We start from the raw sequence: 26748 nt of genomic DNA, 5'->3' as shown, positions 1-26748 counted from the left end.
AAGTATTGCTATAAATGGTTCTTATCTCATACTAAACTGGTTTATTTTATAATTAATGATTAATCAAATTGATTTTGTTAAACCAGTTTTATTAGCTCCATTTCCCAGCAATTATCTTAATCTCTCCATTTTCTTCAGAGATAGATTCAATATTAAAGCCATTAGCAGCTAGAGAATTTAAGGCATTTTCACGGGCATAGTTAAAGGTTAAAGTTCTCATAAATTTTTCAGCATGATGATTAGCTCCAGCGTAATTGAGAAACTTGAATTCATCTTCTAATTTCACAAATCCGAAATCACTAGAATCATTCCAGTGAGACTTAGCTTGTGGTCTATGAATAACAAAATCAATTGTTTTGTAATTCTCGAAACAGTGAGTAGTAACGTTTTTCTCTAGGGTTGCGCCAACAAGAATATTTTCGAGTCCATTCTCAATCATTTTTCTAAGCACAGATTCTAAAACTTCAGCGTTTTTGATTGTAGTTCTGATGTGGGTTAAATGTGACATTGTTAATTCCCTATTTTGAATGGTTCTGAAAATACCAGCTTTTCCTATTACCCAATTGTGTAAGCTTTCTCTACCTTCTGTTTTTGGCATCGTTTGGCGTAGTTTGTGTCAATAACGTGCTGGATTGCAAGCTGTGAAACCCTCAAGTATTCTTGACTGGGTTTTTTATCTATTTCTTGTCCTGGTCGGTAGTTTTTGTAAACCAAAGCCTGTAAATATGTTGGTACTAATTTCCAATGATTACTACACATCAGGTATTGGGGTTTCACTTTCATACAACAGTTTGGAAGATGGCAGTAATGGCACTGAGAAATTAATTTCTGTTCTACTGGTTTAGCCATAAATTATCGTCTTGTTTAACATAAATTTCTGGGTTTTGATATATGGCTTCACCACGCAAGCTATCAGGTAATAATTCCTGAGATTCAATATTGCCTAGAGATTTTTCTAAACCTGCGGTTAAATTAATGCAATTTTCACCATCACCATTAATTATTCGCTCTGTGATAATTCCGTCTTTACCGATGGTAATTTCAATTTGTTTGTATTGCATCTGAAAATCCTATCCTTTGGTTTATTAAAAGGTGGTAGCTAACCACCAATTACGCTACTTTCTTTACTGATTTAATGAGTCAATAATTTCTGAGATTCAACTGGGAAATTGTGGGGTTATTTGATGTCATATAATCCTTGGAAAATTCTGAATAATTTCCAGGGTACTGTCAAGAAACCTATTAATTAACTCAATCCTTACTTCATAAGATATATTGGAATTATCCAGATTTTCAATTTGAAATTTTGCCGCTAACATATTATTGATGGCTATTGATAATTTCCTCTTTATTTCATTAATTACCTCTTCATTAATTTCTGTATTCTTAGTTAAAGTTGCACCTTGAATTAATTCACCAATTTCTGATATCGTAGGTTTATATTGCCAACTTGAAAAATCTCTGTCTGATGCCATATCAAATACCTCAATCATCAACCTCTATAAGTGGTAGCCATTGAATAAAGCTAATTTCAGCAATTAGTCGGTTGCCTTAAAATTCTAATTTCGTGCATTTTAGTATTGCTTTAAAAGCAGTAAGACGGGGCAGTTTAGCAAAACTACCCCTAATTTTTTTAATGTTCAGATGGTAGTAAAAGAATGCTATTCTCAACGTATAGCTTCATTTCTGTTAAAGGAAAATCAGTAAATTCAATATCTTGTCTAATTACTGGTTTTACTCTCTCAACTGGCGTATCTTCCCAGCAAGTTAATACTGCTTTATGATTAGGGTTGGGATTTATAAAACCGTATTTTTGAGGTAATTGATTTTCGGTATTAGTGACAGTTAGTAACCATAGCTGAAAATATCTCAAGTTTTCATTAGACAGTAATCTCTTGGTTTGATGGGAAGCGATCGCATCTATTAACCAATATGCTTGGGCTTTTTCTGCTAAATATTTTACTCCTGTAGTGTATTTCAACACTTTGCTCCAATGTAAATAATACTGTTCACTTCCAGTAAAATTAGCTAAATCCTGAATCAATTTTGTGGCTGAAATCATGGATTATTCCAAATAATTATCAACCTCTAAAGGCGGTAGCACAAAATTAATTTCACTCACTTTTAAACTGGCACTTTTAGCACCGCTATATTCTGCCCATTTAGTTAAGGATTGAATTTGAGTTTGGGAGATTTGAGCTAATGGTATACAACTAGCAATAGAATCCAACAAATCACCTTGAGTAAATTCTTCATTGCGACTGAAAGCATTTTGCATCCCTTCATAAATCACTTGTTCAATTTCAGCCCCAGAAAAATCTTTTGCTCGACTGGCTAATAGTTCAAAATCAAAATCAATGCGATTAGGACGCAGACGGTTTAGATGGACTCGGAAGATTTGCGATCGCTCTGTTTTGCTAGGCAGATGTACAAAAAATATTTCATCAAGTCTACCTTTACGAATTAATTCAGCAGGAAGCAATTCAACATTATTAGCAGTGGCAATAATAAATACTGGGCTGGTTTTTTCCTGCATCCAAGTAAGCAATGTGCCGAACACACGCCTAGATGTACCAGAATCACCGTCACTCCCAGTATTAATATTGCCAAATGCCTTATCAATTTCATCCAGCATTAGACAACAAGGAGATATAGCCTCAGCTAGTCTAATTACCTGTCTTACCCGGTTTTCACTTTCTCCAACAATGCCACCAAATAGCCTTCCTACATCCAATCTGAGTAACGGTAATTTCCACTCAGCAGCAATGGTTTTAGCTGACAAACTTTTCCCAGTCCCTTGAATCCCTGCAAGTAAAACCCGGAATGTGGGATAAAATGTTTATTTTGAAAATCTGCATGAATTAATATAACATTAACTCAAACACAACCCATGATTTTAAAATCAAAAACCACCTCCAGTACCAATCCACAGAGCTACGAGACCAACTGCACCAGCAACTTTCAAGGCATTTTTCATGACTTCTTCGCCTTTCTCCTCTTTAGCTTTTTCCTTTAAAACTTTAACAAAAAGGAAGCGTTCAGAAAGTGACAATGAAGAAATATATTGCGGAGTAAATTGATAAGGATTTATACTCTTAAATTTATTAATTTTTTCTTGTCTATAATTTTTTACTGACAAAATATCTAGGTCTAATTTTTTTATAACATTACTAACTGCGATAACATAACTATTTTTATAAATAGGTGATTTGAGTTTATTAAATTTGGAATATGCACCAACACTTGTTTTTAAAACAATATGGGTATGTAATTCTGCAAGGTAAATATGTTGATGATCTTCTATTTGTTCTGGAATTAATGAGAAATAATCCTCACTAAAAATAAAACCACATAGAAGTCCAATAGTTACAAATACGAAGGAAGCCAGAAAAAAGCTAAATTCCATTTTACTAGTTGGAAAAAAATTGTTCATTAATAGTATCCAGGATAGCAACATAATCGAAAAAAATAATGCTATACAACAAGAAAATGGTAATCCAAAATATATTATTCTCAAGAATCTATCTAGCTTTAATAATGGAGTATCTGGAAATAAATTTCTCGATGTGTGTCCTTTAACTGTGGATAGATAGTCATAGTATTGATTTTCAATATTATCTATAGCTTGCATATGTTTTGACCATATTATTTGTTCTTCTTGTTGCAATATTTCAAAACCTTCTGACAAGACAGATGGAGAAAGCAAATCCTCAATATTATCTACAGATTCTCTTGCATTAGAACTTAATTCATCTGTGCAATTTTGATCATATTCTGAACGCAATTTGTCATCTTTCAGAATTTGATATGCTTCATTAATCAGTTTTAAACGTTCCTCCGCTAGTTTTTTCAAATGTGAACCAGATTTAGATGGCAATTTGTCTGGATGAAGGTCTTTACATAAAGAGATATAAACTTCCCTTATTTCTTTAGCAGTAGCATTCTTGCTAATTTCAAGAACGTCATAATAATTCTCTGAATTTTTGCTCATAGCTTGTTTTTAATGTTATTTTTAGGAGTAACTGTGAATATTTATGGTATTTATTTTACTTCAAATTATTTTGCACTGGCATAACTTGAACTAAACTGTGATTGATCTTGAATTTGAAATTGGGTATTGTGTTACCGGAGTAAAGCCCAGTTTCTGACTGTGTGTATTATATCAGGATATGTCTCTTAACTAGAGGATTGCCTGTACTTTTTCTTAAATGACTCAGAAGCTTGACAAAGAAATTCTATCATTTGGGAAGCTCCAACGTATGCTACGCCATGAAGGGATACACTCCTCTCACCGTTTATACCATTCATGTGATCTGAAATTATAGATTGAATAACACCGACTAATTGTAATATTTCTCTATATGAATCAGGGAAATCCTTAACAATTAGGTTTGGCTCTAAAAAATATTGCTTGTCAGAGTGAGCAAAATATTTATCACGTTGTTTAAAAAGCTTCTCGCGCATTGCCTTACAATTATCAAGTTGTTTATCATGCTCCTTGATTATTTTTAATGGTATTTCCTCACCACGCCATAATAATTTCTTGCGATTAGATGATACAAAATTAATAAAACGTATAAAATCCCAACCGTTCTTGTTATTTTCAAGAAGCTTTGATAATGTTATAACAATATCTATATGTAAAGCCTCAGTTAGAATTGGCATTAATGGAAAAGCTTCTAGTACATTTCTATCAGCAGAATGCAATGTTTCATTGAAGTATTGGTAGCAACCAATTTTCAGTACCAACGATTCATAAACAATAGTATTCAGCCTTTGAGCGTATGCTTCATAATCAGATTGATGACTCATTTATAATATTAATATCTTGGTTAACAGTTTACAATTGTATCATGTAAAGTCTATCTGTTGTCAATAACAATAACCTACATAACAGATTTTTTTTGATCCGTTATAAACTCAATTCTGATTCAAAAATAGGATTTAATCAAGTACAAGTAGGTTTATATAATAAAAGCGACATTTATTGCTGGTAATGAAGCGATCTGCTTGCAGCGGCGCTTCGCTATTGCATCATCAGATTATACCTCTGGTACAGAACGTCGTCGGATTGGTGTCCGGTTTGATCAGCAGGTTGAGCGCAAAGACCAACAGATTTTACTAGATTTTCGGACTAACGGCGAAATGTTTGGGGAGTTTGCCGGATATATCCCAGGGCTTCTTAACTGGGTTTTGAGTATGGGTGAAGTTCGTGCTAAGGAACTTCTGAAAAATCACTGTGAAGCTTCCCAATTACTCTGTCAGCAAAAAGCAACCATGTTGACAGAAACTAATCCTTTAGCAGCTTGGGCAGATGAAGAACTCGTACAAGAAACTGGATATAGAAATTATGTAGGTATTGCCCAACAAATCAGATTTACAACAGGTGATATAGGTCAATCTGAATCCTGGACTGCATATCGCAACGCTAATACTTGGCTTTATCCTAACTATTGTCAATACGCGCAAAACACAGGCACAAATCCGTTATCTCAGAAACGGTTTACCAGTTTGTTACTTGATTTGTTACAGGCACAGTTAAAGTTGCCAATTTCCAAAGGAACAGACAGAAAGGGGTCTTATTTTGAAGGTATCAGAATAAAAACAGGTAGCGATGATGACATTTCTACATTAATCACAAAGATGTCTGAATTAGAACCAAATAATAGCGATTTGAATACTGAATCAGAAAAATGTGATGGGTCGTGTGATGGGTTGGTGATCATTAAGAATATGGGCGATCGCAGAAAATTCCCAAATCCAGCAGGATTTAACAACTTATCAAAAATAGAATCAAAAGAAATTACTCCGTAGACAGAACTTCTTATTGTCCACCCTTAAATAATTTCAAGAAGTAACAATGTTTGCTAGAGAACTCCCAACATTTTCAATATTCGACCACCTAGATAAATTGCAAATAGTCAGACAGACTCGAACTGCTATTAGAGCTATTTGTCCAATTTGTGGTGGTAACAATCTTGAGATCACAACATCTGGCAAAACTGCCGGACGTTACGCTTGTTATTCCAATATTGGATGTACATCAGAACAGATTAGAGAAGCGATCGCTCCGTTAGTCCAAGGCAACGCACCCGGATCAGAAGCCTTTGAAAAAGCTGGAAGTCATTATAGGGGTTTGGGCAGACGGATAAACCTAAGAGTTTTACCTGCACCGCTCAAACTCTACAAGCCTGTACTTTTACCAGCAGGTGAAATAGTTCTGGCCACACTTCCAGAAGATGTAGATGTTGTACCAATAGTTCAAAAAGGACTTAACACAGAAATTATCTATCACTACAGTTGTGAACAGTGGGTATTAAGAACTGACTTTTATAACGAAGCCGGAGAACGCACCCATAAAACGACGAAGCCTTGGCATATCAACGCAGACAGTAAGAACGTTAATTCCAAGGGTGAAAAACCATGGCCAATTTACAGAATCCATGAAGCTGAACAATTTGCAGTTGATCAATGGGTGTTGGGTGTTGAGGGTGAAAAGTCTGTGGAATCAGCCCGTTTTCTTGGTATTTGCACCGTTACTTGGATGGGTTCAGCCTGGTCCGATGTTGATTTAGAAAGTGGGTTCATTTCTCTCAAAAAGGCGGGTGTGGCTGGTTTAATCTACTGGCCAGACAATGATGAGATTGGGGTGAAAAAGGCATTAGCGATCGCCAATGCAGCAGCCAAAATCCAATTTCCTTGTCTCGTATTGAACCCGTTGGAACTTTGGGAAGAAATGCCAGAAAAAGGCGATATTGCCGACTGGGTAGCAGCTAATGGGGATTGGAGTCGTGAACAGTTCATTGCAATAATGAACCGGCTGATAGGACAAACTGCTGATAAATTCACTGAAAAACTTGTCAACTGGGATGCTGAATTTATCGAATATGGGGGTGATGGTGGTAATCATAGATCAATTATTGAGTCCTGGTGTGAAGCTGAATTTTCTGATTTGGTGGCTGAAAAGTATCGTGATCAGTTGGCTTGGAATGTAGAGGAAGAACAATGGTACAGATATTCTGCAAACATTGATGGTATTTGGGGATTAGAAACCTCGAATGCTGTCTCATTGATTTGTGAAACAGAAATTAAACCTTACAAGTATTATTTCTGTGACAAATATGGTAGACCTCACCCTATCTCACACGGGTTCACTTCGGGAGTCGAGCGCAAATTAAGAGCAAAATTAGCCGTCAAAGAATGGGATGAAATTACGGGTTTCATTCCTATGATTAACGGGCTGTTAAATCCTACAACTCTTGAACTTACCCCCCACTGTCCCGCCCATAGACTGACTTGGTGTTTACCTTATCAATATTCTGCGATTCCTACGGAGCGCTTCGCTATCGCAACTTGTCCACCTATCGAAGCATGGTTTAATTCTCAAGTTCAAGACCAGGGAACTATAGATGTTTTACGGGCTTATCTTTATGCTGTCGCCAGTGGTAAATCAGAGTGGCAACAATATTTAGAAATCATCGGCAAGGGTGGGACTGGTAAGGGGACTTATACCCGATTAGCACAAGCACTTGTAGGACTTAGAAACACCCACTCTACAAAACTGCAAAAACTAGAAAAATCTAACTTTGAATCTGCTTCACTCAAAGGTAAACGCCTATGTGTGATCACAGACTCAGAAAGATTTGCAGGTGAGGTTTCAATACTTAAAGCCATGACTGGTTCTGATTTAATTCCCTACGAAGTCAAGGGTAAACAATCTACATCAGGTTTTATATATCCTGGGATGATAATTATTGCTGGTAATGAGGCGATCTGCTTGCAGCAGCGCTTCGCTATCGCATCATCAGATTATACATCTGGTACAGAACGTCGTCGAATTGGTGTCCGGTTTGATCAACAGGTTGAGCGTAAAGACCAGCAGATTCTACTAGATTTTCGGACTAACGGCGAAATGTTTGGGGAGTTTGCCGGATATATCCCAGGGCTTCTTAACTGGGTTTTGAGTATGGGTGAAGTTCGTGCTAAGGAACTTCTGAAAAATCACTGTGAAGCTTCCCAATTACTCTGTCAGCAAAAAGCAACCATGTTGACAGAAACTAATCCTTTAGCAGCTTGGGCAGATGAAGAACTCGTACAAGAAACTGGATATAGAAATTATGTAGGTATTGCCCAACAAATCAGATTTACAACAGGTGATATAGGTCAATCTGAATCCTGGACTGCATATCGCAACGCTAATACTTGGCTTTATCCTAACTATTGTCAATACGCGCAAAACACAGGCACAAATCCGTTATCTCAGAAACGTTTCACCAGTTTGTTACTTGATTTGTTACAGGCACAGTTAAAGTTGCCAATTTCCAAAGGAACAGATAGAAAAGGGTCTTATTTTGAAGGCATCAAAATAAGAACAGGTAGCGATGATGACATTTCTACATTAATCACAAAGTTGTCTGAATTAGAACCAAATAATAGCAATTTTAATACTGAATCAGAAAAATGTGATCGGTCGTGTGATGGGTTGATGATGGGTGATGTGATGGTTGAAACTCTTATAGAACAAGCCTGTGATGGGTGTGATGGCAAAATTGACAATTATTCAATCGAGAATGAGAACATCAAAAATACTCTAAGTATGAATACTGGTACAGCCTTACAAGGAAATTTGGCTTTTGACCCATCACAACCCATCACACAGGTAGTTATAGAAATGCCTAAAACTACTGCTGTAATTGAGGTTGAAGCTACTGTGATGGGTGAATCTGTACCATCACAATTACAAGAGTTGCAACGATCAGGAGAAGTTGCCAATACTGAGACAGAAAAAGCAGAAGAATTTCTTGTACTGAGCGAACTTGTACTGACTTGTGCCGAGCGAAGTCGAGGTAGCGAAGTCGAAGTAGTCGAAGTAATCAATGTAGAGGCTGTAATTGCTGAAAGAAACAACAAATTCCCCATCGGTTCTTATGTTTACTACAAGGATTCAAGGTTTAAAGGATTTGGGGAATTAGGAAGCAAAAGACTATGCCAAGTAATTGCACATTTAGATTGGTGTCCAGAACATATTCAAGTTAAAGGTAAAGGCGTTGAAGGAATTGTAGCCTGTGCTGATTGTCAATCTTTAACCCGACACGAAGAATTAAAACTAGGCTTGTCCAGAAAAATACGTTAATTGTCAGTGGCATTTAAACAAAGGACAATTAACAATTAACAACTGACAACTGACAATCATGAAAAAATGTGTAAATGAAGATGAATTAATGAGGCACAGACAAGATCTAAAAAATCACTGCCATGAATTAATTGATTTGATATTCCGACATCGCTATGGAATTAAATTACTCTTGTCCGCTAGTAAAGCCTTAGAAATGATTGCTGATTACAAAGCTAACCGTAATGGGAACTATGTTAAAAAATTTCCCCTGAATGTTCAAGATGTAGACACATTGCCAACGGTGGTTAAGGAATAGTTTAGAATCAGAGAACACTGATAAATAATTCATACAAAACAATATGAAAATATTGATTCTTGAGAAACACAAAACTTGATTTGATATTTGATTTTGTGTCTGAATAATAAATTTGTTCATCATAAACAGACAAAAATATCAAAAACTAGCTAGACTAGTTACAAGACTTCACCTATTATGATATGCAGGAAACAGCGACTCAAGTATTGATTCGTGTCTCTAAAAAATGGTATAGGATTCGGTATTTAGATCCTTATACCAGAAAGAGATTAATGTTATTATCAGAAGAAGAATTTGAAGTAGAACTTCAAGGGCTGCTTAAACCCGCAGCTTGACTTCTTTGATTTCACCATTGGCAACTTTTACGTAATCAATTAATTCTTTATATATTAAGGATTTATCCGCCCAGGGTGTTTCATCCCAAAAATTAATATTGCTACAACAAAACGCAAGAATATCAAATAGTTCGCTGTTGATTTTATTAACTACGGTTTCTTTTTGTTTGATTTTATTTATCTCTAAAATTGTTTGGTCAATAGCATCTTGAATTATTGGGTTTTTAGGTAAAAGTCTCAGTGATTTTAGTTGTTCTTGTCTAGCAATCAATTCCGGGCTATCCTGTGTTTCCACATTTGAATTTGTAATTGCATATTCCTTAATTTCCCTGTGCCGTTCTACTAAGGTTTGATCTACCGTTAAAATAATATCTGGTAGATAGGTACTAATTTTGTTGCTACAAAAATCATTTCCCATGTTTTCATGTTTTTTGCAACGGACTCTATATGTCGAATTTCGTTTCTTACAAAAACATTTATAGCCGCAGTCAGCACAAATAATCTGCCCAGCTAGGGGGAAAATCTCTGTTTCCTTTTTTTCTCTACCGTAGCTGTATTTAGATTTATTTTCGTCAAGTTTTCTAACTATGCGTTTGAATATATCCTCAGTAATCAAAGGTTGGTGAGTATCTTCATGAATATCCCAGTTCTCAGGTTTATTTAAATTGTCCTTGATATTGTAGGCGGTACATCCTCTGAGTACAGGGTTTAAAAGCCAGTAACGCAGTCCGGCAGCAGTCCACTTGAGATGATAAGTTTGCAGTAAATATTGACCCGTACTCCTCAATGTAGCCCCATCACCGAGGAAATATTCAATCATCTTGTGAGCGATCGCCCATTTACTAATTCCATTCATCTCAGATAAATCAGGAGCATACTTTTCATCCACGCGACAATACCCAAAAGGTGGCCGGGGAGAAGCCTTTTTCTGCTCTCTAAAAAAGTTCATGCCATTTTTGATACGATTAGCGAGTAGCCTAGATTCAAATTCAGCCAATCCAGCCATCTGATTCACAGAAAACCACCCAAAGGGGGAAGATGGGTCAACGGGGGCATCCAAAACCGTGAGTTTGACTTTGTACTCCTCAAAGATAGCGATCGCTTTGTGAATCCCCACCACGCTGCGTCCTAGTCGGTCAATTCTAGTACAGATGACTTCGGTAATCTTGCCTTGTTTGCACTGAGCAATCATTTTATTAAATTCTTTCCTCTTGTCGCTGCGCCCGGACTCAACATCTGAGAAGATGACAATAGCGCCAGCCCTTTCTACTCGTGCTGTTTGTTGTTCCAAAGCATTACCTTCATCCTGTTCACGGGTGGAAACCCTCACATAACCTGCTTTCATCATCATTCCTCATACTGCCCATATTGTTAATATAACTCTACTCGTTTGATGCTTCACTCCAAGGCTCAAACAACCGTTCTTCACTTGGCTGCTGAAAGAGGATCTGTTGAAGACCTAGAACTTCATGAAGTAATGCTCAAAGGTTTCCGCGACGTTAAATGCGTGGAATCCGGTGGTCCAGAACCCGGTGTAGGTTGCGCCGGTCGTGGTATTATCACCGCTATTAACTTCCTAGAAGAAAACGGTGCTTACACAGATTTAGATTTCGTATCTTACGACGTACTAGGTGACGTTGTATGTGGTGGTTTTGCTATGCCTATCCGTGAAGATTAAGCTATTTTGTCTGGGGTTTTTGTAAATGCAATTGGTTGGGAATTTTGATTTTTTTTATGCCCTATTTTTGCCCTGGGAAATTTTAGATAAATGGGGTTTTTGTTAGGATTTATTCTTTTATTTACCCTATTTTGTCCCTAGTGTCAAGGGGGATACATGATTTTTGATAAATGGGTTACTAATTGTCATAATTTTTCAATGTCTAAATCATCATTAACTGCTACTAACCACGAACTACGATTAATGGAGTATTGTATGACGGTTATTTCTCTGGCGTTACAGTTTTCAGTAGGGTTATGAATCCAGTATATCGGGTTTTGTGACTCCACTCTAAAGTTCTCAATGATAGCCAACCAGTAATCTGAACCATATTCTTTTGCTTTTTGCCACTCTCTTTCAGTTAAAGTTGGAGAACAAGAACCTAATGAACTTTTAACTTCAATATATTTTCGTTTGTTACCCTTTTCAGCCAAAAGGTCATATCCACATCTTTGCTGAGATACATCGTATACAATCCAATCATTATTTCGTAAAACCTCCATTACATATTGTTGAGCGCCCCAACCACTATTTGATCCTGGTTCAGGTATTTCTACTTCTGAAAGTATTGGATTTGGAATCTCTTTAATCTGTCTATCAGATGAAAGTTTTGAAATTGCTGGAACTGAAACAACTGCCTTTAATAAGCTTTGTGAAATAGGGGTGTAATCTACTGACGGAAAATTTTCCAATAGTTGTAGATTATACTGATTCTGTTTCTTATCCTCAAAGTATACGATTAATTCTTCTTGAGAGAAGCCATAGTCACTTGCAAAATCATTAATATCAACTTCCTTGCGACTAACATAAATACCAGGTAATGGGTCGTGATACAAGGCAACTATCAAAGGTAATATAGGTATACGTTGCCCATTTGGGGCTATATGTGGTAGAAAATTTTGTATGTTTGCCATATCTACAAGAGAATAGCTTTCTCCCCGCACAGTTGTTTCGGCGCGAAGCCATTTTGGTTGTTCTTCGCCTCGGTATTTAGCCTCACTTTGACATAATATACAAGTGGCATTTTTTAAGCTACCTTGTTGTACAGGTTGAAGATATCGGCAATTCAAACGATTTTGATTCAAAAAATCATGGTCAGCTAAATCTTTTGAAGAGGCATAACAAACTATTCCTTTCTGAAGGCGGAAGTTGTTTCTCCAAGTATTTTGAGGAGAAGTATTCCCAAGACCAACAACACCAGTTTTAGCCAGATAGTTGTTATCAAATAACCTGAGTACGCAGTTATTTGATGGTCTAGATTCTTTACTGTATAAGTCATCTATATTTTTCTGAATAATTAAGGCTGAGACAGATTGATCGGAGAAAATACTTGGGATTTCACTTCGCCAAAATTTCAATGCCAGAAAAACCTGAGTTAAGCGACCTTTGAAATTTCGCCCTACACTGTTTCCATACTTTTGGAGTTCTTTTAACGATGCCTCGTATAAGTCTTTATTCGTTATGTCAATCACTTTTAAGCATCTCCTAGTATATTACTTTTTGACTTAATTTAAACCTTGAATAGAGACAGAAGTGTAAATTTCTTTATCGTGCAATTTTTTTAAATACTGTGCAGGTGTGATTATATTACGCATTAAGGATTGGTATTTAGTTAGTGCTGGCATTATGTAATCAAGATGTTCTCCATCCTGTCCAGCTTCTAAAGGTGGTAGATCACTGATGGCTTCATCAACTCTGACTACTGGTGAAAGACCTAGTAAACCGCTTCCATCTGAATCACATACAGGTGTGGGAGGTGGAATAGGCTGTTTTTCTTGCTGCAAACCGATCAAAATTACACGCTTGCGCCTTTGTGGAATTCCATAATTTGCTGTATCTACTTTCCAAGTTGAAAGATTATCTGTTACTGATTCAAGAGCAGTTTTTATTTGCTGAAAAACTAAACCATTTTCCATACTTAATAAACCCATAACATTCTCAAAAACAAAACCATCTGGATTTATTGCTTCAATAATTTGTTGATAATTTTTAAATAGTGAATTACGCTCATCCTGCATTGACCTAGCATTACCAGCAGTAGAAAATCCTTGACATGGTGGACCTCCCAAAACAAACAATTTAGAATCAGGTTTACTTTGTCTTGCAGCAACAGCTAATGAAACAATTTTTGAAAAAACTTGATCATCCCTAATATCTCCAACAATTACAGAAGAATCAATATTTTTAGCATAAGTTTCCAGAGCTATGCGCTCAATATCGTTAGCGACTATAGGTTGCCAACCAGCCCATTTGAATCCTAGTGCTAACCCCCCTGCTCCTGAGAAGATATCTACAAACATTCCCGGTGATCCTAAATGCAAGGCGATTTGATATGCCAGAAGTGGTGGAACAGCATTACCTATTTGTGTATTAATCGCAGTACGAGATCCCAGGAAACAAAAATTATCTGGGAAGCTTTGAAGCCTTGCTGCTTCACGTTGGCTAATGACCCGATGCTGACCACCTGCATAGTCATAATGGAGATGACAGCCATTACCAGGACGATTAAAGTAAGTGTTGATTGTGTAAGCTGGTGCATCTGGGTGTAATCGCCCATAGTAAGTAGAGCGGCTTCCCTTACCCTGAGCATAACTTTCTCGAATTTGAACTAAACGTTGAGATGGTATGGAAGTTGGAATATTTTTCCAATTACCTCCAGGTGGAATGTGTACCACCATTGCCAAGTCAAGGTCACTGAGTTTTGCTGAGTAATGATTTGGAATCATGAGTTTCTCCACATTGGATGATCAAGCAAGTTTTGGCACTCCTCTGGTGTAAGTTTAGGGAAAGATTGCATAATTTCAGCTAACCCTTGACTATCTAAACCATAAGCTTTAGCAACAACAATCTCAATTTCTACTTCTGCTGTAACATCCCCGGCTAGTTTTCGCTCAATCATTGGAACTAATTTTGTAGTCAATTCAGAGGTAATTGGTGGTATGCGAGTCTTGCGTAACACCCCTACAGAAACATGAGAAGTTGATAGCATCGAGCGAACTTGAAACTCAAAAGGTAGTGAGGACATAATACCAAGAAGAGTGTAAAGCTTTGAAAAATTATCTGTTCGGAAATGCGCTACACCAAGAGAATTACCTGTAACCCAGTTTTTAGGAATAATTGTTGCCTGAACCCTTCGCTTTTGAGTAGTTCGGCTCACATCTCTCCATACAATTCGTGGATATTTGACTGACGAAGGAATACTTAGTTTTTTGTCTGGATCAATAAACATAGAAGGTTGGTTAACTAAAGTTAACCTGTTGATCATTTTTCCTTTAAGAAATGGATAATAACCTTTTAATGTTAAATAGCTTGTATGCCCTGTTTCATCTAATTCTCGACCTGTCCATAGTTGCCCTTCACAATCGCCTTGTAAATCTCCAAGGGTTTTTAGTTCTGAAAAACTAAGTAGATGATTGAGTTGTGATTTATTAGAATAAACGGGAATAACATAACCATTTGATTTTAAAAAGCTTTCAGGTAACTTAAGTTCTTGATGATATTCTATGCAACTTAAATTCTTGTCAAATTTGTAAGTAAAAGTTTTTTGTCCAGGATTATTTGCTTGAATTGTTATATTAACACAAGCTTGATCAACACCTTCAAAAAGTCTGGATTCAGAGGGAAAGTAATCTATATATTTAATTGCATGATTTGTCAGTAACCACTTTCGTAAAGGTTCAGAATTTTGATCGCTAAGGAAAGATATCGGTGAAACAATTCCTGTAACTCCATGATTTGTTGTCAAATGGGTGGCAACTTCCAAGCCAATACGAGCAAGATTGATACCCCAACCCGCGAACATTTTTCTCGGCATTGACAGTGGAAAATTATTTTTTAGTTTTTGTGATAACGCTCGCAACGATTCAATATACATTGACTCTGTTTGCTCATCCAATCTTTCAAGGTCACGGCGATCTGGCTTAATAACTTCCCAGGGAGGATTGGTAATTGTAATGTCGAATTGTGGTTTATTATCTGTTTGTCTTCCTCTAAATTGGGATATAAAATAAGCAAAGCTATCGTGAGAAAATGCGCTCAGAGTAAAATTAATGCCGATATAATTGGCCATTTTCTCAATAGCCTGCTTTGCTTGAATGACTGCTTGCTCATCACAGTCCCATATTTCAATTCGCCATGATCGATTTGTCAGACTAGGAAAAATTAAAACACGCTCCAAAAGCCAAACAATTAATCGCCCGTCACCGCAAAATGGATCAATAACAGATAGCTCTCCAGTATTTTCTGTACGAGATGCAACAGTCAGAACACTATCAACCAGCCGTTCACCAATGAATTTTGGAGTGTAAAACTTACCAGTTGTCTTGATTAGAAGGTTATCTCTCCCAAGTCCTACTTGAGCAGCAGGTGTAGACTGAAGTATTTCTAGGTGATTCACGGTTGACTCTCTGGTTCAAAGTTGTTAATAATTTTAATTATATTCTATTTAGAATATAAATCAAGCATCTGGTTTGTCGGATTTAGGTCCTGGTTTGGGACTCCTATCTATATAATTGCGTAGGCTAGAAGCATCAATTAACCAGATTCCACCTGCACGACGAGCTTTTATTAGTTCTTGACGAATAAGTAGCCGAATGTGCTGGGGTGTATAACCTGATTCAAGAGAAGCTTCTGAAACAGTAATCATTTCGGTGTCAGTCATCTTTCCACAAGATTTTTAGTTATGTGTTGCGTTGTCCGCATTTATTAGTTTTGATCTAGAGTTAATTTTACTCTACTAAGTAGGTGAACAGAAAAATTTAAAGGTATGTGAAGAAAAGTAAAATCACTCAAAACTCTCTTCCTGTTCCCTGTTCCCTGTTCCCTGTTCCCTTGCCCCAACGACAATTTTTAACGCCCACCTACTTAATCTCCAGCTTTTTATAAAGTTGAGTTGATCGTATTTCCGATTTTATTTTGAGGAAGGAGAGCGATCGCAACGCACTCCGCAGGAATCGCTTTTCGGGTATTGTGGGTTATGAGAGCGATCGCATTTCCGGTGTTTTTGGTTATGAGAGCGATCGCATTTCCGGTGTTTTTGGTTTTGAGTGCGATCGCATTTCTGATGTTGTGGATTGTGGAGTGCGATCGCATTTCCGATGTTGTGGGTTATGAGAGCGATCGCATTTCTGGTGTTTTTGGTTATGAGAGCGATCGCATTTTCGGTGTTGTGGGTTATGAGAGCGATCGCATTTCTGGTGTTTTTGGGTTATGAGAGCGATAGCGAAGCACTCCGTAGGAATCGCTTTATTTTAGGTTTAATATTATAATTATAATTATAACAATATTGATAATTAAATCAAAACACCAATAATATGAAAACATATTTACAAACTTCTACCAACAAACGATATCAAAATGTTTCGGAAGAAAAACTAGATGGTGCTACTTATACACCAAATATTTTAGCAGATTTTCTAGCAGCAAAGATTATTGATATTGTTAAACAACGAGATTTTTCATCTCCTATTAAAATTTTAGACCCCGCAGTTGGTGATGGACAACTATTAATTAGTCTGTTAAGGTCTTTTGAAGATATCGAAAAATTCAATCTAGAGATATATGGTTTTGATACTAACTCTCATGCTTTGGAAATTGCCAAAGATAAAATTAAACAGGAATTTCCTAAAATCATTTGTAATTTCTGGAATGAAAACTTTTTAGAATTTGTTTCTCCCCAACTAGATAACTATAGAACTCTAAATTTATTTGAACCCGTTTTTGATCAATCTTATCATGTAGTTATTGCTAACCCTCCCTATGTTCGCACCCAAATTATGGGAGGATTACAAGCTCAAAAAATCGCCAAGCAATTTGGTTTATCAGGTCGTGTAGATATCTACTATGCTTTTATTCTCGGTATTGCTTCAATTTTACATCCTCAAGGTATAGCTGGAATCATTACTTCTAATCGGTTTATGACTGTGAAATCAGGAATTTCAGTCAGGAAAGCTATCTTAAATAACTTTAATATCCGTCATGTATGGGACTTAGGAGATACAAAGCTATTTTCAGCCGCAGTTTTACCTGCCGTCCTCTTAGTTGAAGGTAGAAATACAGTAAACCAAAATTTTACTGCTTTTACATCTATTTATGAAACTAAAAATCCTGCTCAAGAATTTGCGGATAATCCCATTGAAGCTATATCTAAACAAGGAAATATAAAAATTAGTGATGGCAGAAGTTTTTTAGTACAACACGGAGAACTCAATAGTAACATAAATAATGGCGGAATTTGGTCTATCACGACAGCAAAAATTGATAGTTGGCTGAAAACGGTTGAGTCTCATACTTGGGCAACTTTTCGTGATATTGGAGATATTCGAGTTGGGGTGAAAACTTGTGCTGATAAAGTATTTATTCGCTCTGATTGGCAGAAAATGTCTGAAGTAGAAAAACCCGAACTTTTGAAATCATTGACTACTCATCATATTGCTAGACAATTTAAACCTGTTGAAACTAAACAGCCTAAACAAATTCTTTACCCTCATGAAGTAATAGAAGGTCATAGAAATGCAGTAGATATTTCTTTATATCCTCGAAGTAAAGCATATTTAGAACTTTACCGTACTCAACTTGAAGATCGGAAATATGTTATTAATGCAGGGCGAAAATGGTATGAAATTTGGGTTCCTCAAGATCCGTCAGCTTGGCAATATCCTAAATTAGTATTCCGTGATATTTCTGAAAAGCCTACTTTTTGGATTGATTTAAGTGGTTCTGTAATTAATGGGGATTGTTATTGGTTGATGAGTAAAAATCCCCAGAATATAGATTTATTATGGTTAGCTGTAGCGGTTGCCAACTCCACTTTTATTGAAAATTTCTATGACTACCGTTTTCATAATAAGCTTTATGCTGGAAGAAGACGCTTTATGACTCAATATGTTGAACATTTTCCTATCCCTAATCCTCAAAGTTATATAGGTAGAGCAATTATTCAAAAAGCTAAAGATATCTACAATCTAATTCCCTCTCTAGAAGCAGATATAACTTGGAGAGAATTAGACTCTATGATTTGGGAATCCTTTGGATTAGCTATCGAAGAAATTAGTCGGTAACGGTATTTGCAATTTCTTATTGAGGACTTTTCCTTGAAATTGGGGAAATCTACTAAAAAATCTCTCACCTGTTGTTAGATAAAACTTTGTGAGTATAAGATTTCCACCACTTTTAACAGCATAAAAAATAGCATAACGCACATCACAATGACGAATTTGACAATCACTTATCTTTGGTACATCCAGAGGATTTTTACTGTCTGGACAAACTAATCCAAGGTCAATTGTTGGTGAAGTTTGAAGTTTTACTTCTAGTAATTGGTGACGGATATCAGGAAATCTTCCATCATCTTGATAATTTTGATAGCCTAATTGCTGACAGATAAGCCTATGCAATGCTGCTCCACGATTGCGTTCTTGGTCATATCCAATATCAACTATAGATTGTCCAATTAGCTGCCGTAAGCAATTGAAAATTTCTTCAATTGGCAATATTTCCCCCAATTTAGGATAATTTATAGGGCTACTAACTAATTGCAAATCAACGTTTTTATTAAGAAAGGGTAAAAGCAAATTTGAATCTTGATTAGTGACTAATTCAGCATCAATTTGTCCAGTTAATAGTTTTGCTTGATACTTTTGAGTTAGAGTTCCTGTAGTATCAAGTTTTGCCAGGATATCTCCTGTTACAACTTTCACCTTGGTGATCAAATCATCACTACTCACCCTGATTAATACATATCTTCTTATTGCTTCAGGTTCATCATTCCAAATCTGCAAATTATTAGACTTTTGAATGTAAGTATCGAAAAATTGACCTGGAAAACGAGGCTTAGTTTTCTTAAACGACTTGGGAACTGGATAGCCAAGAGCTTTACATATAAGTTCTTTAACAAACTTAGAACGAGTCTTTATACTACTTAATTTTTTATCTTGCAGCGAAGTTCCTCTTAAAGCTACATCAATCAATATTTCTAAATCTGGTGTTGGTATCCAAAGATTGCGATCGCCAACCTCAATATAATCATATATGGATAGTCCACTTTCGCTGATTGCTTGTACATATTGTTCCACGCTAGATTTGTGATCTGACATCTTTTAACTCTCTTTTACTCAAAATTTCAGAAATACTGGTTTCTACAGTAACAGCTTACCTCTGAAGTGCTGAGTGTTATATGTGAGCGATGTCTACAACTAGCTATACCTAGGCTTTTCAGTAATATTTTTTTAAGCAAGATGGAGCGATCGCGAAGCACTCCGCAGGAATCGCATTTCTGGTGTTGTGAGTTTTGAGAGCGATCGCTTCTACTAAAAACGGTATAATACTTTTATTCTCAAGGATAATACTCATGGAAATCCAAGAACTTAAAGCAATAATCAAAGAAAGCATCCGCGAAGTTTTGCGAGAAGAAAGAATGTTACTTTGTCAAGTCCTCATACCCTATGTAAGTGACGAAGAACAAGAAGAACTAGATGAAATATTTGGTTCACCATCAGATTATCAAGATGAAGAATCAGTTGATATGACAGAGTGGGTAAAACATGGCCATAAAATTTCGTAAGAATGCTATTAAGTTTTTAGAAAAAGCAAATCTTGAAGATGCTGAGAAAATCCAGGAAAAAATATCCCAACTTCTATATTTTGTCGAAGAACAAGCCATTATTCCCTTTACAGAACTTGATATTAAAAAAATGAAAGGAGATTGGGAAGGATTTTATAGATTACGTATTGGTAAAATCAGAATTGTCTTTACAGTTAATACCCAATCTGGTGAAGTTGAAATTTTCACAATTGGTACAAGAGGAGATGTTTATAAATAAAAGTTTTTAAATTAATAAAGATGTGCATTGTGGGGATGCGATAGCGTTCGCGGTAGCGTCCCGGAGGGAACTAGCGCTCCGTAGGAATCACATTTAGTGTGTCCAAGTAAGTGATTTAATGCTTTAATTAGGATTAAGGATATAACTTTGAGAACTTTTATCAATTCAAAGATAAGGAGATAAAGATGCAAATTGCAGTCAAGCCAGATCAAGAAAAATACATTCTTGAGAAACTACAACAAGGTAAATATAAAAGCATTGATGAGTTATTATCTATAGCTTTTCAACTTTTAGAACAACATGAGGAAAAAGAAAAGCAACTTAGTGAATTAAGACGAAAAATTGCTGAAGGAACAGAGCAAATTCGTCAAGGTGAAGTAATAGAAGGTGAATTAGTTTTTCAACAACTACCACAAAAGTTAAAATATGACTAAATTACTAAGAAATCAGGGTTTTTCAAATGCACATTATTACTCGTAAACGACTAAATGAATTTGCTAAACTTTATCCAGATACAAAAAATGCTCTATCTCAGTGGTATCAATTAATAAAGGACAATGAATTTAGCTCATTTGTAGAACTCCGTCAAATGTTTCCATCAGCAGATCAAGTTGGTAAATTGACAGTTTTTAATATTGGTGGTAACAAAGTTAGACTAATTGCAGCAATTCATTATAACCGCCAAAAAATCTATATCCGTGCTGTGCTAACACATTCAGAATATGATGAAGGAAAGTGGAAAGAATAATGCAAACTTTAAACTTTGAAAAAACCATTAATGCTTGGTCATCCATTGCCGAAAATGTCTTTGTTCCTCACACAGAACAGGAATATGAACACTTAGTTTATATACTAGATTCTCTGATAGATCAAGTTGGTGAAGATGAAAACCATCCCCTTGCTTCACTCATGGAAGTCATCGGAGTTTTAATTGAAAACTATGAAAATGAACATATTCCTGAACTAGAGGAAGAGTAATTATGAATCACCATTACAGTATTTTAATTCAGTGGTCAGATGAAGATCAAAAATATGTAGTCAGTTTTCCAGAGTTTGGTCCTTATGCCCATACTCACGGAGAAAGCTATGCAGAAGCTCTAAAAAATGGAGAAGAAGTATTAGAACTTTTAATGGAAGAATATCAGTTACAAGAAAGATCACTTCCACAGCCTTTAATGGTAGGTTCTTCTATGACAATTGGTTAGTAACTTTTAATTGCTGAATTACCCGCCATTTTGCATCATCCAAACTAACATACCCAAAATTTCTTCCACAGGAGGTAGAGAATAATCCATTAAATCAATAGTAACAAGATCATTTTCCAACTTCAGGAAACGCCATTGTGTACCACTACTAATTACACCATAAATAACACGAAGGGGATTATTTTTAGCAGCATTAAATCTTTGCGCGGCCACCATCTCTGCAATACATTGTCCAAACCCAGTTCTTAAATCAGCCTTTTTTGCTTCAACAATGACAATTACCGGGGCTTCAATTTCTAACACTTCAGGAGAACTACTTAATAGAAAATCGCAAATTCCATTAAGTCCTACGGACTCATCAACTGTAAAATCTTCACCCGAAAATAAACTAATTTGCCGATTTAAAATTCTTCTGACTTCTAACAAAACTGGGTAAATAATCCCTTCCGAACGGGCTTTTTCACTAGCAGAACCAGCCAGCGGTAAACTTTCTTCAAGATATGCTTTTAGCGTCACAGATGGTTCAATTTTTTCAAGAATAGGAATAAAACGCCCACCTTCCTGAGTTTTTAAACCAAAAGCTTCTTTAACCTTACCAATAGATGTAAATTGACTATAAGACATATCTTGTAACATTCCTAGTTTTATAAAATTACTCTTTGCGCCTCTGCGTCTTTGCGTGAGGCTAACTCTTATCCTAACTCAATTTTCATCAAACTGTGTCCCATCTGCAACCTCAATCTTTCATTGTCAATTCTCAACCTTTCATTTTCCTGTTCCAATCTAATCACCATATCCTGTAAATCTTCCACCTTTGATTTTTTCTTAATCGCTTCCTCAATTGCAACCTTGCGATTTTCTAAACTAAACCACTTTTGATAAATGGATGTGTGCATATTCACAGAATGACCCAAATTATCAGCAGCAGCTTTAATAGGAATCCCCATCAAATGCGCTCGAATTGCCCAAGCATGGCGTAAATCGTAAGGTTGAAAGGGAATCCCCACAAATCTAAACCATCTATCTGTACCATGTCGTACAGCGTTGATTTCTCTACTGGTAATTTTATTTTGGATTTTTGCTTTTAATAGTGCGATCGCTTCCGTATCCCCTTTTAAATTAAAACTTTCCACCCAACGCGGATATAATGGTAAAGCTTCCCTTTCTCCCGTTTTACATTCTTGGTTCACACGCCATGTATTCATCGTATTTTCTGATGATAACCACCAATTTAAATCAGGATTAACAAAAATTTCAATCGGTCTTAATCCATAGGTTGCTAATATCCCATAAACCCAACGCCAAAGTTGCCAATTATTTCTATCTTCCCTAGTTGTCAACTTACTAGGACGATTAATTGCATAGGTTTCAAACTTGAGATATTCTGTTTCTATCTCTGCATCAGTAGGAATATCACGCTTACGTTGAGAAATAGCTTTGATTTTTAAATTACTTAATTCTGGAACTTCTAAACCAGAGCATTTACATAAAACCCTAATTACCTTAATTAATTCATTTTTTACACTATCGGAAGATGGGCAAAATTTCACAGCATCAATAAAATTGGCATTTATTGCTAATTTATCTTTTGGCAAATGTGTTTTAGCAATGTAGAAATAACTATTAAAAGTATTGTTACTTTTGAGAGTGCGTTTCCTAGTTTGGAAATAGTTATTTTCAAACTCAGAAACCAACTCAAACATGGTGAGGAACTTAGCTTTAAATCTAGTTTTGCCTAAATATTTATCAGTCCAAACAAATTGTTTTCTGGCAATTAATTTTCCCAACTCATTAGCTTCTTCTTCTGCCGTATTTAAACCATCAAAACTAAAAGGAATACCCAGAGAAATATCATATTGCTTTGTGCTGCTACCGTTTTTATCAATATCACCTGGTTTAATAGGTAAAGTAGTTCTCAACTGTAATGAATTGCCGGATTTTCTGACAGAAACACTTACCCTAGCGGCTCTTAGTCTAGCATTAATTGCCTTTAATTCTGTGGTCAGTTTTGCCGTTAAGTGATTTTCTTGGTTTTCTACTGCTTGCATTCTGCCTAAATATCCCCCGTCGGTAATAGCTGTTTGGTGAAAATCGGCAAATGCTTCCTGTGTTCTGTCCATACCCTAGATTTACCCTAATAAAAAAACTGTTCACTCCAGACAATGATTGCGGCAAACATAGTTGAAAATGAACATTTTCCGGCTTTTCAAATTATCTTATTACTCTTTACCGTGAAGGTAAAGCACAAGAAATCTACATCGTTACATCAGGTGAAATGATGGCGATGTATGCTGCAAACAACATCGCTCGTGGTGTACTTAAATATGCTCACTCCGGTGGAGTTCGTTTAGGTGGTTTGATCTGTAACAGCCGTAACACAGACCGAGAAATCGAATTAATCGAAACCTTGGCAAAACGGTTGAACACCCAAATGATTCACTACGTTCCCCGCGACAATATAGTTCAACACGCTGAATTACGTCGGATGACAGTGAACGAGTATGCACCTGATAGCAAACAAGCTAACGAATACCGCGCACTAGCTAAGAAGATCATCAACAACAAAAACCTCACCATTCCTACACCTATTGAAATGGAAGAGTTGGAAGAATTGTTGATTGAGTTCGGTATTCTCGAAAGCGAAGAAAACGCTGCAAAAATGCTGGCTAAATAGGCATAATTCGCTACGAAGAAAGAATTTTCTAGTACCAGGAAAAAGGCAGAGAGCAGCACATCAAAAGCTCTCACCTTTGACCAACATTTCCCTATCGCTACAGGGGACTTCATGTCCCCAAACACCTCATCCCTATTTCCGTTCCTTTAGGAGCAAGAGAGATTAACAATGACTTCGACCGACGACAAGAAGATTGTTGAACAAAGAAAAGAACTAGTTAAAGAAGTTCTCAAAGCTTACCCCGAAAAAGCTGCTAAGAAGCGTGAAAAGCATTTAAACGTATTTGAAGAAGGTAAGGCTGATTGTGGTGTTAAATCTAACATCAAATCCTTACCTGGTGTAATGACCGCTCGTGGTTGTGCTTACGCAGGTTCTAAAGGTGTGGTTTGGGGTCCTATCAAGGACATGATCCACATCAGTCACGGTCCCGTTGGTTGCGGTTACTGGTCTTGGTCTGGTCGTCGTAACTACTACTTAGGTACAACAGGTGTTGATACCTTTGGTACTATGCACTTCACCTCCGACTTCCAAGAACGCGACATCGTGTTTGGTGGTGACAAGAAACTGACTAAATTAATTGAAGAATTAGATGTATTATTCCCCCTAAACCGTGGGGTTTCTATTCAATCTGAATGTCCTATCGGTCTCATCGGGGATGACATCGAAGCAGTAGCTAGAAACACATCCAAAACCATCGGTAAGCCAGTTATTCCTGTTCGTTGCGAAGGTTTCCGTGGTGTGTCTCAGTCTTTAGGACACCACATCGCTAACGACATGATTCGTGACTGGGTATTCCCCAGAGCAGACAAGGCTAAGAAAGACGGTACATTGAAGTTTGAAGGCACTCCTTATGACGTAGCCATCATTGGTGACTACAACATCGGTGGTGACGCTTGGGCCAGCCGGATTTTATTAGAAGAAATGGGTTTGCGCGTTGTTGCTCAATGGTCTGGTGACGGTACAATCAACGAAATGTTGATGACACCAAATGTGAAGATGAACCTCATCCACTGTTACCGCTCGATGAACTACATCAGCCGTCACATGGAAGAAGCTTATGGTATACCCTGGTTAGAATATAATTTCTTTGGTCCTACCAAGATTGCTGCATCTTTACGTGAAATCGCTTCTAAGTTCGATGCAAAAATCCAAGCAAATGCTGAAAAAGTAATTGCTAAGTACCAACCTACAATGGATGCGATCGTTAGTCAATATCGCCCCCGTTTGGAAGGTAAGACAGTTGCAATGATGGTTGGTGGTTTACGTCCCCGTCACGTTGTTCCCGCTTTCCAAGATTTGGGAATGAAGATGATTGGTACTGGTTATGAGTTCGCTCACAGTGACGACTATAAACGTACTACTCACTACATCGAAAACGGAACTATCGTTTATGACGACGTTACCGCTTACGAATTTGAAGAATTCATCAAAGCATTGAAGCCTGACTTAGTTGCTTCCGGTGTGAAAGAGAAGTATGTATTCCAAAAGATGGGTCTTCCTTTCCGTCAAATGCACTCTTGGGATTACTCCGAACTTGATTATGTTGCTGGAAATGTGCGTTGATTTGGGGTTTTTTGGTTGGGGAATTATGAGAAGTTGATTTTTAGCCTAAGTGAAATTTATATAGTTTGTGAGTAACATTGTTTGTTGGCTACTGAATATAGTATAACTCTGATTCAGTCTCGTTTTGAAATTTGGCTTAAATTTGGCTTAAATCAAGAATGTTAAATGGAAAACTTTTTTGTTGGGAATTTTTTTAGACTAAATATGACTATAAGACAAAATCGTGTTTATTTATACTTAAAATAAAATATCCTTACATAAATTATGTCTACATAGAAAGCCATAGTTTTTTGGAATTAGGGTAAAGTTTAATTTCCATCATCATTGTCGAAAAGGCTGTTCTATCGATCTCTTTATAAAAGGATAAGCAAATTAAAAGAGGCGCACCCAAGGAAAGATACTACATTGTGAATTACGAAATATAGTCTATGTTACCAGAGAATACACGTAAAGCTGAAAGTTTCTGATTTTTGATATCTAAGTATTGACTGTACGGGTAGTTTCAGTATATATCATAATATAATGCTTAACTAGCTAAGAGGTGATCTTTAGAAGAAAAGCTATGATACACAGAATTAAAATTGTGCAAAATATTCTTTAGGCTAAACAGATGACATCAAAAATTATTCAACAACGGAGTCAAATTTGGCAGAAATATGATGAAGCTGGTAAGCAGCAGAAAGAACTTGCTTCTTACTCTAGTCAGTTTAGTTCTGCTGGTGTAGTTCCAGATATGTCTTTTTTGACTGCAACAAAAACACCACCTGACGAAGTAGCGGCATCAATTCGGGAGATAAAACAGGAAGTAGATAAAATTAAAAAAGCAGAATCTAGTATTGAACAATATCAAGCGGAGATTGCAGCAACCAAGAAGCAGTTTTTCATTGTGGTGGGGGTTGCTGCTTTTGTAGTTGTTGTTATTTTGTTTATGCTTCTCAAACGGTAAAGCTCGTAGAAATTGATATTAAATCGTAAATAGAAAGTTTTTATTGTTGTCCTGTAAG

Annotated in this window: 30 protein-coding genes and 3 pseudogenes; 16 read left to right on the top strand and 17 right to left on the bottom strand. The window is 36.5% G+C overall.

Annotation, left to right across the window (positions count from 1 at the left end; translation table 11 throughout):
- Positions 1–91 precede the first annotated feature (91 nt).
- The 8 genes and pseudogenes from HEQ36_RS00565 to HEQ36_RS00530 form a co-directional block, all read right to left on the bottom strand.
- Positions 92–598, bottom strand: a complete 507-nt coding sequence (locus tag HEQ36_RS00565; RefSeq protein ID WP_053540149.1) for a DUF1257 domain-containing protein — start codon at positions 596–598, stop codon at positions 92–94.
- Complete coding sequence (locus HEQ36_RS00560) at positions 556–849, bottom strand: hypothetical protein (protein WP_199924295.1); 294 nt, start codon at positions 847–849, stop codon at positions 556–558. The genes HEQ36_RS00565 and HEQ36_RS00560 overlap by 43 nt, the downstream gene beginning before the upstream one ends.
- A complete protein-coding gene (locus tag HEQ36_RS00555; RefSeq protein WP_053540148.1) occupies positions 834–1061 on the bottom strand; it encodes a DUF2997 domain-containing protein in 228 nt (75 codons plus the stop codon). Before HEQ36_RS00555 ends, HEQ36_RS00560 begins: the two co-directional genes overlap by 16 nt.
- A gap of 126 nt (positions 1062–1187) precedes the next feature.
- The gene (locus HEQ36_RS00550; RefSeq protein WP_168636856.1) at positions 1188–1475 is read right to left on the bottom strand and encodes a hypothetical protein; all 288 of its coding nucleotides are present in this window, start codon (positions 1473–1475) and stop codon (positions 1188–1190) included.
- A gap of 158 nt (positions 1476–1633) precedes the next feature.
- Positions 1634–2062 carry a DUF6876 family protein gene (locus HEQ36_RS00545; protein WP_053540146.1) on the bottom strand — a complete coding sequence of 143 codons (429 nt, stop codon included), beginning with the start codon at positions 2060–2062 and terminating at the stop codon, positions 1634–1636.
- Between the two features lie 3 nt (positions 2063–2065).
- A pseudogene (locus HEQ36_RS00540) lies at positions 2066–2818 on the bottom strand (AAA family ATPase); the annotation flags it as partial.
- 84 nt (positions 2819–2902) lie between these two features.
- Positions 2903–3991, bottom strand: coding sequence for a DnaJ domain-containing protein (locus tag HEQ36_RS00535; RefSeq protein WP_168636855.1), 1089 nt, complete (start codon positions 3989–3991; stop codon positions 2903–2905).
- Positions 3992–4176: 185 nt separating this feature from the next.
- A complete protein-coding gene (locus HEQ36_RS00530; RefSeq protein WP_168636854.1) occupies positions 4177–4812 on the bottom strand; it encodes a hypothetical protein in 636 nt (211 codons plus the stop codon).
- Between the two features lie 198 nt (positions 4813–5010).
- On the opposite strand from HEQ36_RS00530, the gene HEQ36_RS00525 reads away from it, so the two are divergent.
- From HEQ36_RS00525 to HEQ36_RS00510, 4 genes are all read left to right on the top strand, one after another.
- Complete coding sequence (locus HEQ36_RS00525; protein WP_168636853.1) at positions 5011–5814, top strand: hypothetical protein; 804 nt, start codon at positions 5011–5013, stop codon at positions 5812–5814.
- Between the two features lie 46 nt (positions 5815–5860).
- A complete protein-coding gene (locus HEQ36_RS00520; RefSeq protein ID WP_290706391.1) occupies positions 5861–9133 on the top strand; it encodes a DUF5906 domain-containing protein in 3273 nt (1090 codons plus the stop codon).
- Positions 9134–9191: 58 nt separating this feature from the next.
- A complete protein-coding gene (locus HEQ36_RS00515; protein ID WP_053540140.1) occupies positions 9192–9431 on the top strand; it encodes a hypothetical protein in 240 nt (79 codons plus the stop codon).
- 182 nt (positions 9432–9613) lie between these two features.
- The gene (locus HEQ36_RS00510; RefSeq protein WP_160170653.1) at positions 9614–9766 is read left to right on the top strand and encodes a hypothetical protein; all 153 of its coding nucleotides are present in this window, start codon (positions 9614–9616) and stop codon (positions 9764–9766) included.
- Here HEQ36_RS00510 and xisF read toward each other — a convergent pair.
- Positions 9750–11117, bottom strand: a complete 1368-nt coding sequence (gene xisF / locus HEQ36_RS00505; protein ID WP_053540139.1) for a fdxN element excision recombinase XisF — start codon at positions 11115–11117, stop codon at positions 9750–9752. The two genes, HEQ36_RS00510 and xisF, sit on opposite strands and share 17 nt — an antisense overlap.
- A gap of 27 nt (positions 11118–11144) precedes the next feature.
- Here xisF and nifH (HEQ36_RS00500) point away from each other — a divergent pair.
- Positions 11145–11438, top strand: a pseudogene (nifH, locus tag HEQ36_RS00500) (nitrogenase reductase); the annotation flags it as partial.
- A 191-nt stretch (positions 11439–11629) separates the two neighbouring features.
- Here the strand turns inward: nifH (HEQ36_RS00500) and HEQ36_RS00495 are convergent.
- The 4 genes from HEQ36_RS00495 to HEQ36_RS00475 are packed head-to-tail and all read right to left on the bottom strand — an operon-like array spanning position 11630 to position 16143.
- Positions 11630–12955: a DUF3883 domain-containing protein gene (locus HEQ36_RS00495; protein WP_053540138.1), complete on the bottom strand. Its 1326-nt coding sequence runs from the start codon at positions 12953–12955 to the stop codon at positions 11630–11632.
- A 33-nt stretch (positions 12956–12988) separates the two neighbouring features.
- Complete coding sequence (gene dcm, locus HEQ36_RS00490; protein WP_168636850.1) at positions 12989–14209, bottom strand: DNA (cytosine-5-)-methyltransferase; 1221 nt, start codon at positions 14207–14209, stop codon at positions 12989–12991.
- The gene (locus HEQ36_RS00480) at positions 14206–15879 is read right to left on the bottom strand and encodes an Alw26I/Eco31I/Esp3I family type II restriction adenine-specific DNA-methyltransferase (RefSeq protein ID WP_168636849.1); all 1674 of its coding nucleotides are present in this window, start codon (positions 15877–15879) and stop codon (positions 14206–14208) included. Before HEQ36_RS00480 ends, dcm begins: the two co-directional genes overlap by 4 nt.
- A gap of 60 nt (positions 15880–15939) precedes the next feature.
- The gene (locus HEQ36_RS00475; protein WP_053540135.1) at positions 15940–16143 is read right to left on the bottom strand and encodes a helix-turn-helix domain-containing protein; all 204 of its coding nucleotides are present in this window, start codon (positions 16141–16143) and stop codon (positions 15940–15942) included.
- A gap of 315 nt (positions 16144–16458) precedes the next feature.
- Between HEQ36_RS00475 and HEQ36_RS00470 the strand changes: the two genes are divergently transcribed.
- Positions 16459–16695, top strand: a complete 237-nt coding sequence (locus HEQ36_RS00470; RefSeq protein WP_168636848.1) for a hypothetical protein — start codon at positions 16459–16461, stop codon at positions 16693–16695.
- 100 nt (positions 16696–16795) lie between these two features.
- The gene (locus HEQ36_RS00465) at positions 16796–18541 is read left to right on the top strand and encodes an N-6 DNA methylase (protein ID WP_168636847.1); all 1746 of its coding nucleotides are present in this window, start codon (positions 16796–16798) and stop codon (positions 18539–18541) included.
- Here the strand turns inward: HEQ36_RS00465 and HEQ36_RS00460 are convergent.
- Both HEQ36_RS00460 and HEQ36_RS00455 read right to left on the bottom strand, forming a co-directional pair.
- On the bottom strand, positions 18515–19576 hold the full coding sequence (locus tag HEQ36_RS00460) for a restriction endonuclease (protein ID WP_168636846.1): 1062 nt from the start codon (positions 19574–19576) through the stop codon (positions 18515–18517). The two genes, HEQ36_RS00465 and HEQ36_RS00460, sit on opposite strands and share 27 nt — an antisense overlap.
- Before the next feature lie 118 nt (positions 19577–19694).
- On the bottom strand, positions 19695–19832 hold the full coding sequence (locus HEQ36_RS00455) for a hypothetical protein (RefSeq protein WP_168636845.1): 138 nt from the start codon (positions 19830–19832) through the stop codon (positions 19695–19697).
- Here HEQ36_RS00455 and HEQ36_RS00450 point away from each other — a divergent pair.
- The 6 genes from HEQ36_RS00450 (at position 19831) to HEQ36_RS00425 (ending at position 21507) form a co-directional block, all read left to right on the top strand.
- The gene (locus tag HEQ36_RS00450) at positions 19831–20043 is read left to right on the top strand and encodes a hypothetical protein (protein ID WP_168636844.1); all 213 of its coding nucleotides are present in this window, start codon (positions 19831–19833) and stop codon (positions 20041–20043) included. The two genes, HEQ36_RS00455 and HEQ36_RS00450, sit on opposite strands and share 2 nt — an antisense overlap.
- Positions 20024–20302, top strand: a complete 279-nt coding sequence (locus tag HEQ36_RS00445; protein WP_168636843.1) for a type II toxin-antitoxin system RelE/ParE family toxin — start codon at positions 20024–20026, stop codon at positions 20300–20302. Before HEQ36_RS00450 ends, HEQ36_RS00445 begins: the two co-directional genes overlap by 20 nt.
- Positions 20303–20487: 185 nt before the next feature.
- Positions 20488–20736, top strand: coding sequence for a type II toxin-antitoxin system ParD family antitoxin (locus tag HEQ36_RS00440; protein WP_168636842.1), 249 nt, complete (start codon positions 20488–20490; stop codon positions 20734–20736).
- A gap of 26 nt (positions 20737–20762) precedes the next feature.
- Positions 20763–21050 carry a type II toxin-antitoxin system HigB family toxin gene (locus HEQ36_RS00435; protein WP_168636841.1) on the top strand — a complete coding sequence of 96 codons (288 nt, stop codon included), beginning with the start codon at positions 20763–20765 and terminating at the stop codon, positions 21048–21050.
- The gene (locus tag HEQ36_RS00430) at positions 21050–21280 is read left to right on the top strand and encodes a hypothetical protein (RefSeq protein WP_096665327.1); all 231 of its coding nucleotides are present in this window, start codon (positions 21050–21052) and stop codon (positions 21278–21280) included. Before HEQ36_RS00435 ends, HEQ36_RS00430 begins: the two co-directional genes overlap by 1 nt.
- Positions 21281–21282: 2 nt before the next feature.
- On the top strand, positions 21283–21507 hold the full coding sequence (locus HEQ36_RS00425; RefSeq protein WP_053541341.1) for a type II toxin-antitoxin system HicB family antitoxin: 225 nt from the start codon (positions 21283–21285) through the stop codon (positions 21505–21507).
- Between the two features lie 18 nt (positions 21508–21525).
- On the opposite strand, the gene HEQ36_RS00420 is transcribed toward HEQ36_RS00425, so the two are convergent.
- Positions 21526–22131: a hypothetical protein gene (locus tag HEQ36_RS00420; RefSeq protein ID WP_015081303.1), complete on the bottom strand. Its 606-nt coding sequence runs from the start codon at positions 22129–22131 to the stop codon at positions 21526–21528.
- A 68-nt stretch (positions 22132–22199) separates the two neighbouring features.
- Entirely contained in the window at positions 22200–23627 is a 1428-nt protein-coding gene (locus HEQ36_RS00415) for a site-specific integrase (RefSeq protein ID WP_168636840.1), read from the bottom strand.
- A gap of 110 nt (positions 23628–23737) precedes the next feature.
- Here HEQ36_RS00415 and nifH (HEQ36_RS00410) point away from each other — a divergent pair.
- The 3 genes and pseudogenes from nifH (HEQ36_RS00410) to HEQ36_RS00400 form a co-directional block, all read left to right on the top strand.
- Positions 23738–24181 (top strand): annotated as a pseudogene (gene nifH / locus HEQ36_RS00410) (nitrogenase reductase); the annotation flags it as partial.
- Positions 24182–24349: 168 nt separating this feature from the next.
- Positions 24350–25744, top strand: a complete 1395-nt coding sequence (gene nifD / locus HEQ36_RS00405; RefSeq protein WP_168636839.1) for a nitrogenase molybdenum-iron protein alpha chain — start codon at positions 24350–24352, stop codon at positions 25742–25744.
- A gap of 610 nt (positions 25745–26354) precedes the next feature.
- A complete protein-coding gene (locus tag HEQ36_RS00400) occupies positions 26355–26690 on the top strand; it encodes a hypothetical protein (RefSeq protein WP_168636838.1) in 336 nt (111 codons plus the stop codon).
- Positions 26691–26748 lie beyond the last annotated feature (58 nt).

The sequence above is a fragment of the Anabaena sp. 54 genome, from assembly GCF_017355725.1.
GTDB lineage: Bacteria > Cyanobacteriota > Cyanobacteriia > Cyanobacteriales > Nostocaceae > Dolichospermum > Dolichospermum heterosporum.
This window is presented reverse-complemented; position numbering and strand designations above follow the sequence as displayed.

Coding starts and splice junctions, on each gene's coding strand:
- HEQ36_RS00565 (WP_053540149.1), bottom strand. CDS start 598: ATGCCAAAAACAGAAGGTAGAGAAAGCTTACACAATTGGGTAATAGGA.
- HEQ36_RS00560 (WP_199924295.1), bottom strand. CDS start 849: ATGGCTAAACCAGTAGAACAGAAATTAATTTCTCAGTGCCATTACTGC.
- HEQ36_RS00555 (WP_053540148.1), bottom strand. CDS start 1,061: ATGCAATACAAACAAATTGAAATTACCATCGGTAAAGACGGAATTATC.
- HEQ36_RS00550 (WP_168636856.1), bottom strand. CDS start 1,475: ATGGCATCAGACAGAGATTTTTCAAGTTGGCAATATAAACCTACGATA.
- HEQ36_RS00545 (WP_053540146.1), bottom strand. CDS start 2,062: ATGATTTCAGCCACAAAATTGATTCAGGATTTAGCTAATTTTACTGGA.
- HEQ36_RS00535 (WP_168636855.1), bottom strand. CDS start 3,991: ATGAGCAAAAATTCAGAGAATTATTATGACGTTCTTGAAATTAGCAAG.
- HEQ36_RS00530 (WP_168636854.1), bottom strand. CDS start 4,812: ATGAGTCATCAATCTGATTATGAAGCATACGCTCAAAGGCTGAATACT.
- HEQ36_RS00520 (WP_290706391.1), top strand. CDS start 5,861: ATGTTTGCTAGAGAACTCCCAACATTTTCAATATTCGACCACCTAGAT.
- HEQ36_RS00515 (WP_053540140.1), top strand. CDS start 9,192: ATGAAAAAATGTGTAAATGAAGATGAATTAATGAGGCACAGACAAGAT.
- HEQ36_RS00510 (WP_160170653.1), top strand. CDS start 9,614: ATGCAGGAAACAGCGACTCAAGTATTGATTCGTGTCTCTAAAAAATGG.
- xisF (WP_053540139.1), bottom strand. CDS start 11,117: ATGATGATGAAAGCAGGTTATGTGAGGGTTTCCACCCGTGAACAGGAT.
- dcm (WP_168636850.1), bottom strand. CDS start 14,209: ATGATTCCAAATCATTACTCAGCAAAACTCAGTGACCTTGACTTGGCA.
- HEQ36_RS00475 (WP_053540135.1), bottom strand. CDS start 16,143: ATGACTGACACCGAAATGATTACTGTTTCAGAAGCTTCTCTTGAATCA.
- HEQ36_RS00470 (WP_168636848.1), top strand. CDS start 16,459: ATGAGAGCGATCGCATTTCCGGTGTTTTTGGTTATGAGAGCGATCGCA.
- HEQ36_RS00465 (WP_168636847.1), top strand. CDS start 16,796: ATGAAAACATATTTACAAACTTCTACCAACAAACGATATCAAAATGTT.
- HEQ36_RS00460 (WP_168636846.1), bottom strand. CDS start 19,576: ATGTCAGATCACAAATCTAGCGTGGAACAATATGTACAAGCAATCAGC.
- HEQ36_RS00450 (WP_168636844.1), top strand. CDS start 19,831: ATGGAAATCCAAGAACTTAAAGCAATAATCAAAGAAAGCATCCGCGAA.
- HEQ36_RS00455 (WP_168636845.1), bottom strand. CDS start 19,832: ATGAGTATTATCCTTGAGAATAAAAGTATTATACCGTTTTTAGTAGAA.
- HEQ36_RS00445 (WP_168636843.1), top strand. CDS start 20,024: ATGGCCATAAAATTTCGTAAGAATGCTATTAAGTTTTTAGAAAAAGCA.
- HEQ36_RS00440 (WP_168636842.1), top strand. CDS start 20,488: ATGCAAATTGCAGTCAAGCCAGATCAAGAAAAATACATTCTTGAGAAA.
- HEQ36_RS00435 (WP_168636841.1), top strand. CDS start 20,763: ATGCACATTATTACTCGTAAACGACTAAATGAATTTGCTAAACTTTAT.
- HEQ36_RS00430 (WP_096665327.1), top strand. CDS start 21,050: ATGCAAACTTTAAACTTTGAAAAAACCATTAATGCTTGGTCATCCATT.
- HEQ36_RS00425 (WP_053541341.1), top strand. CDS start 21,283: ATGAATCACCATTACAGTATTTTAATTCAGTGGTCAGATGAAGATCAA.
- HEQ36_RS00420 (WP_015081303.1), bottom strand. CDS start 22,131: ATGTCTTATAGTCAATTTACATCTATTGGTAAGGTTAAAGAAGCTTTT.
- HEQ36_RS00415 (WP_168636840.1), bottom strand. CDS start 23,627: ATGGACAGAACACAGGAAGCATTTGCCGATTTTCACCAAACAGCTATT.
- nifD (WP_168636839.1), top strand. CDS start 24,350: ATGACTTCGACCGACGACAAGAAGATTGTTGAACAAAGAAAAGAACTA.
- HEQ36_RS00400 (WP_168636838.1), top strand. CDS start 26,355: ATGACATCAAAAATTATTCAACAACGGAGTCAAATTTGGCAGAAATAT.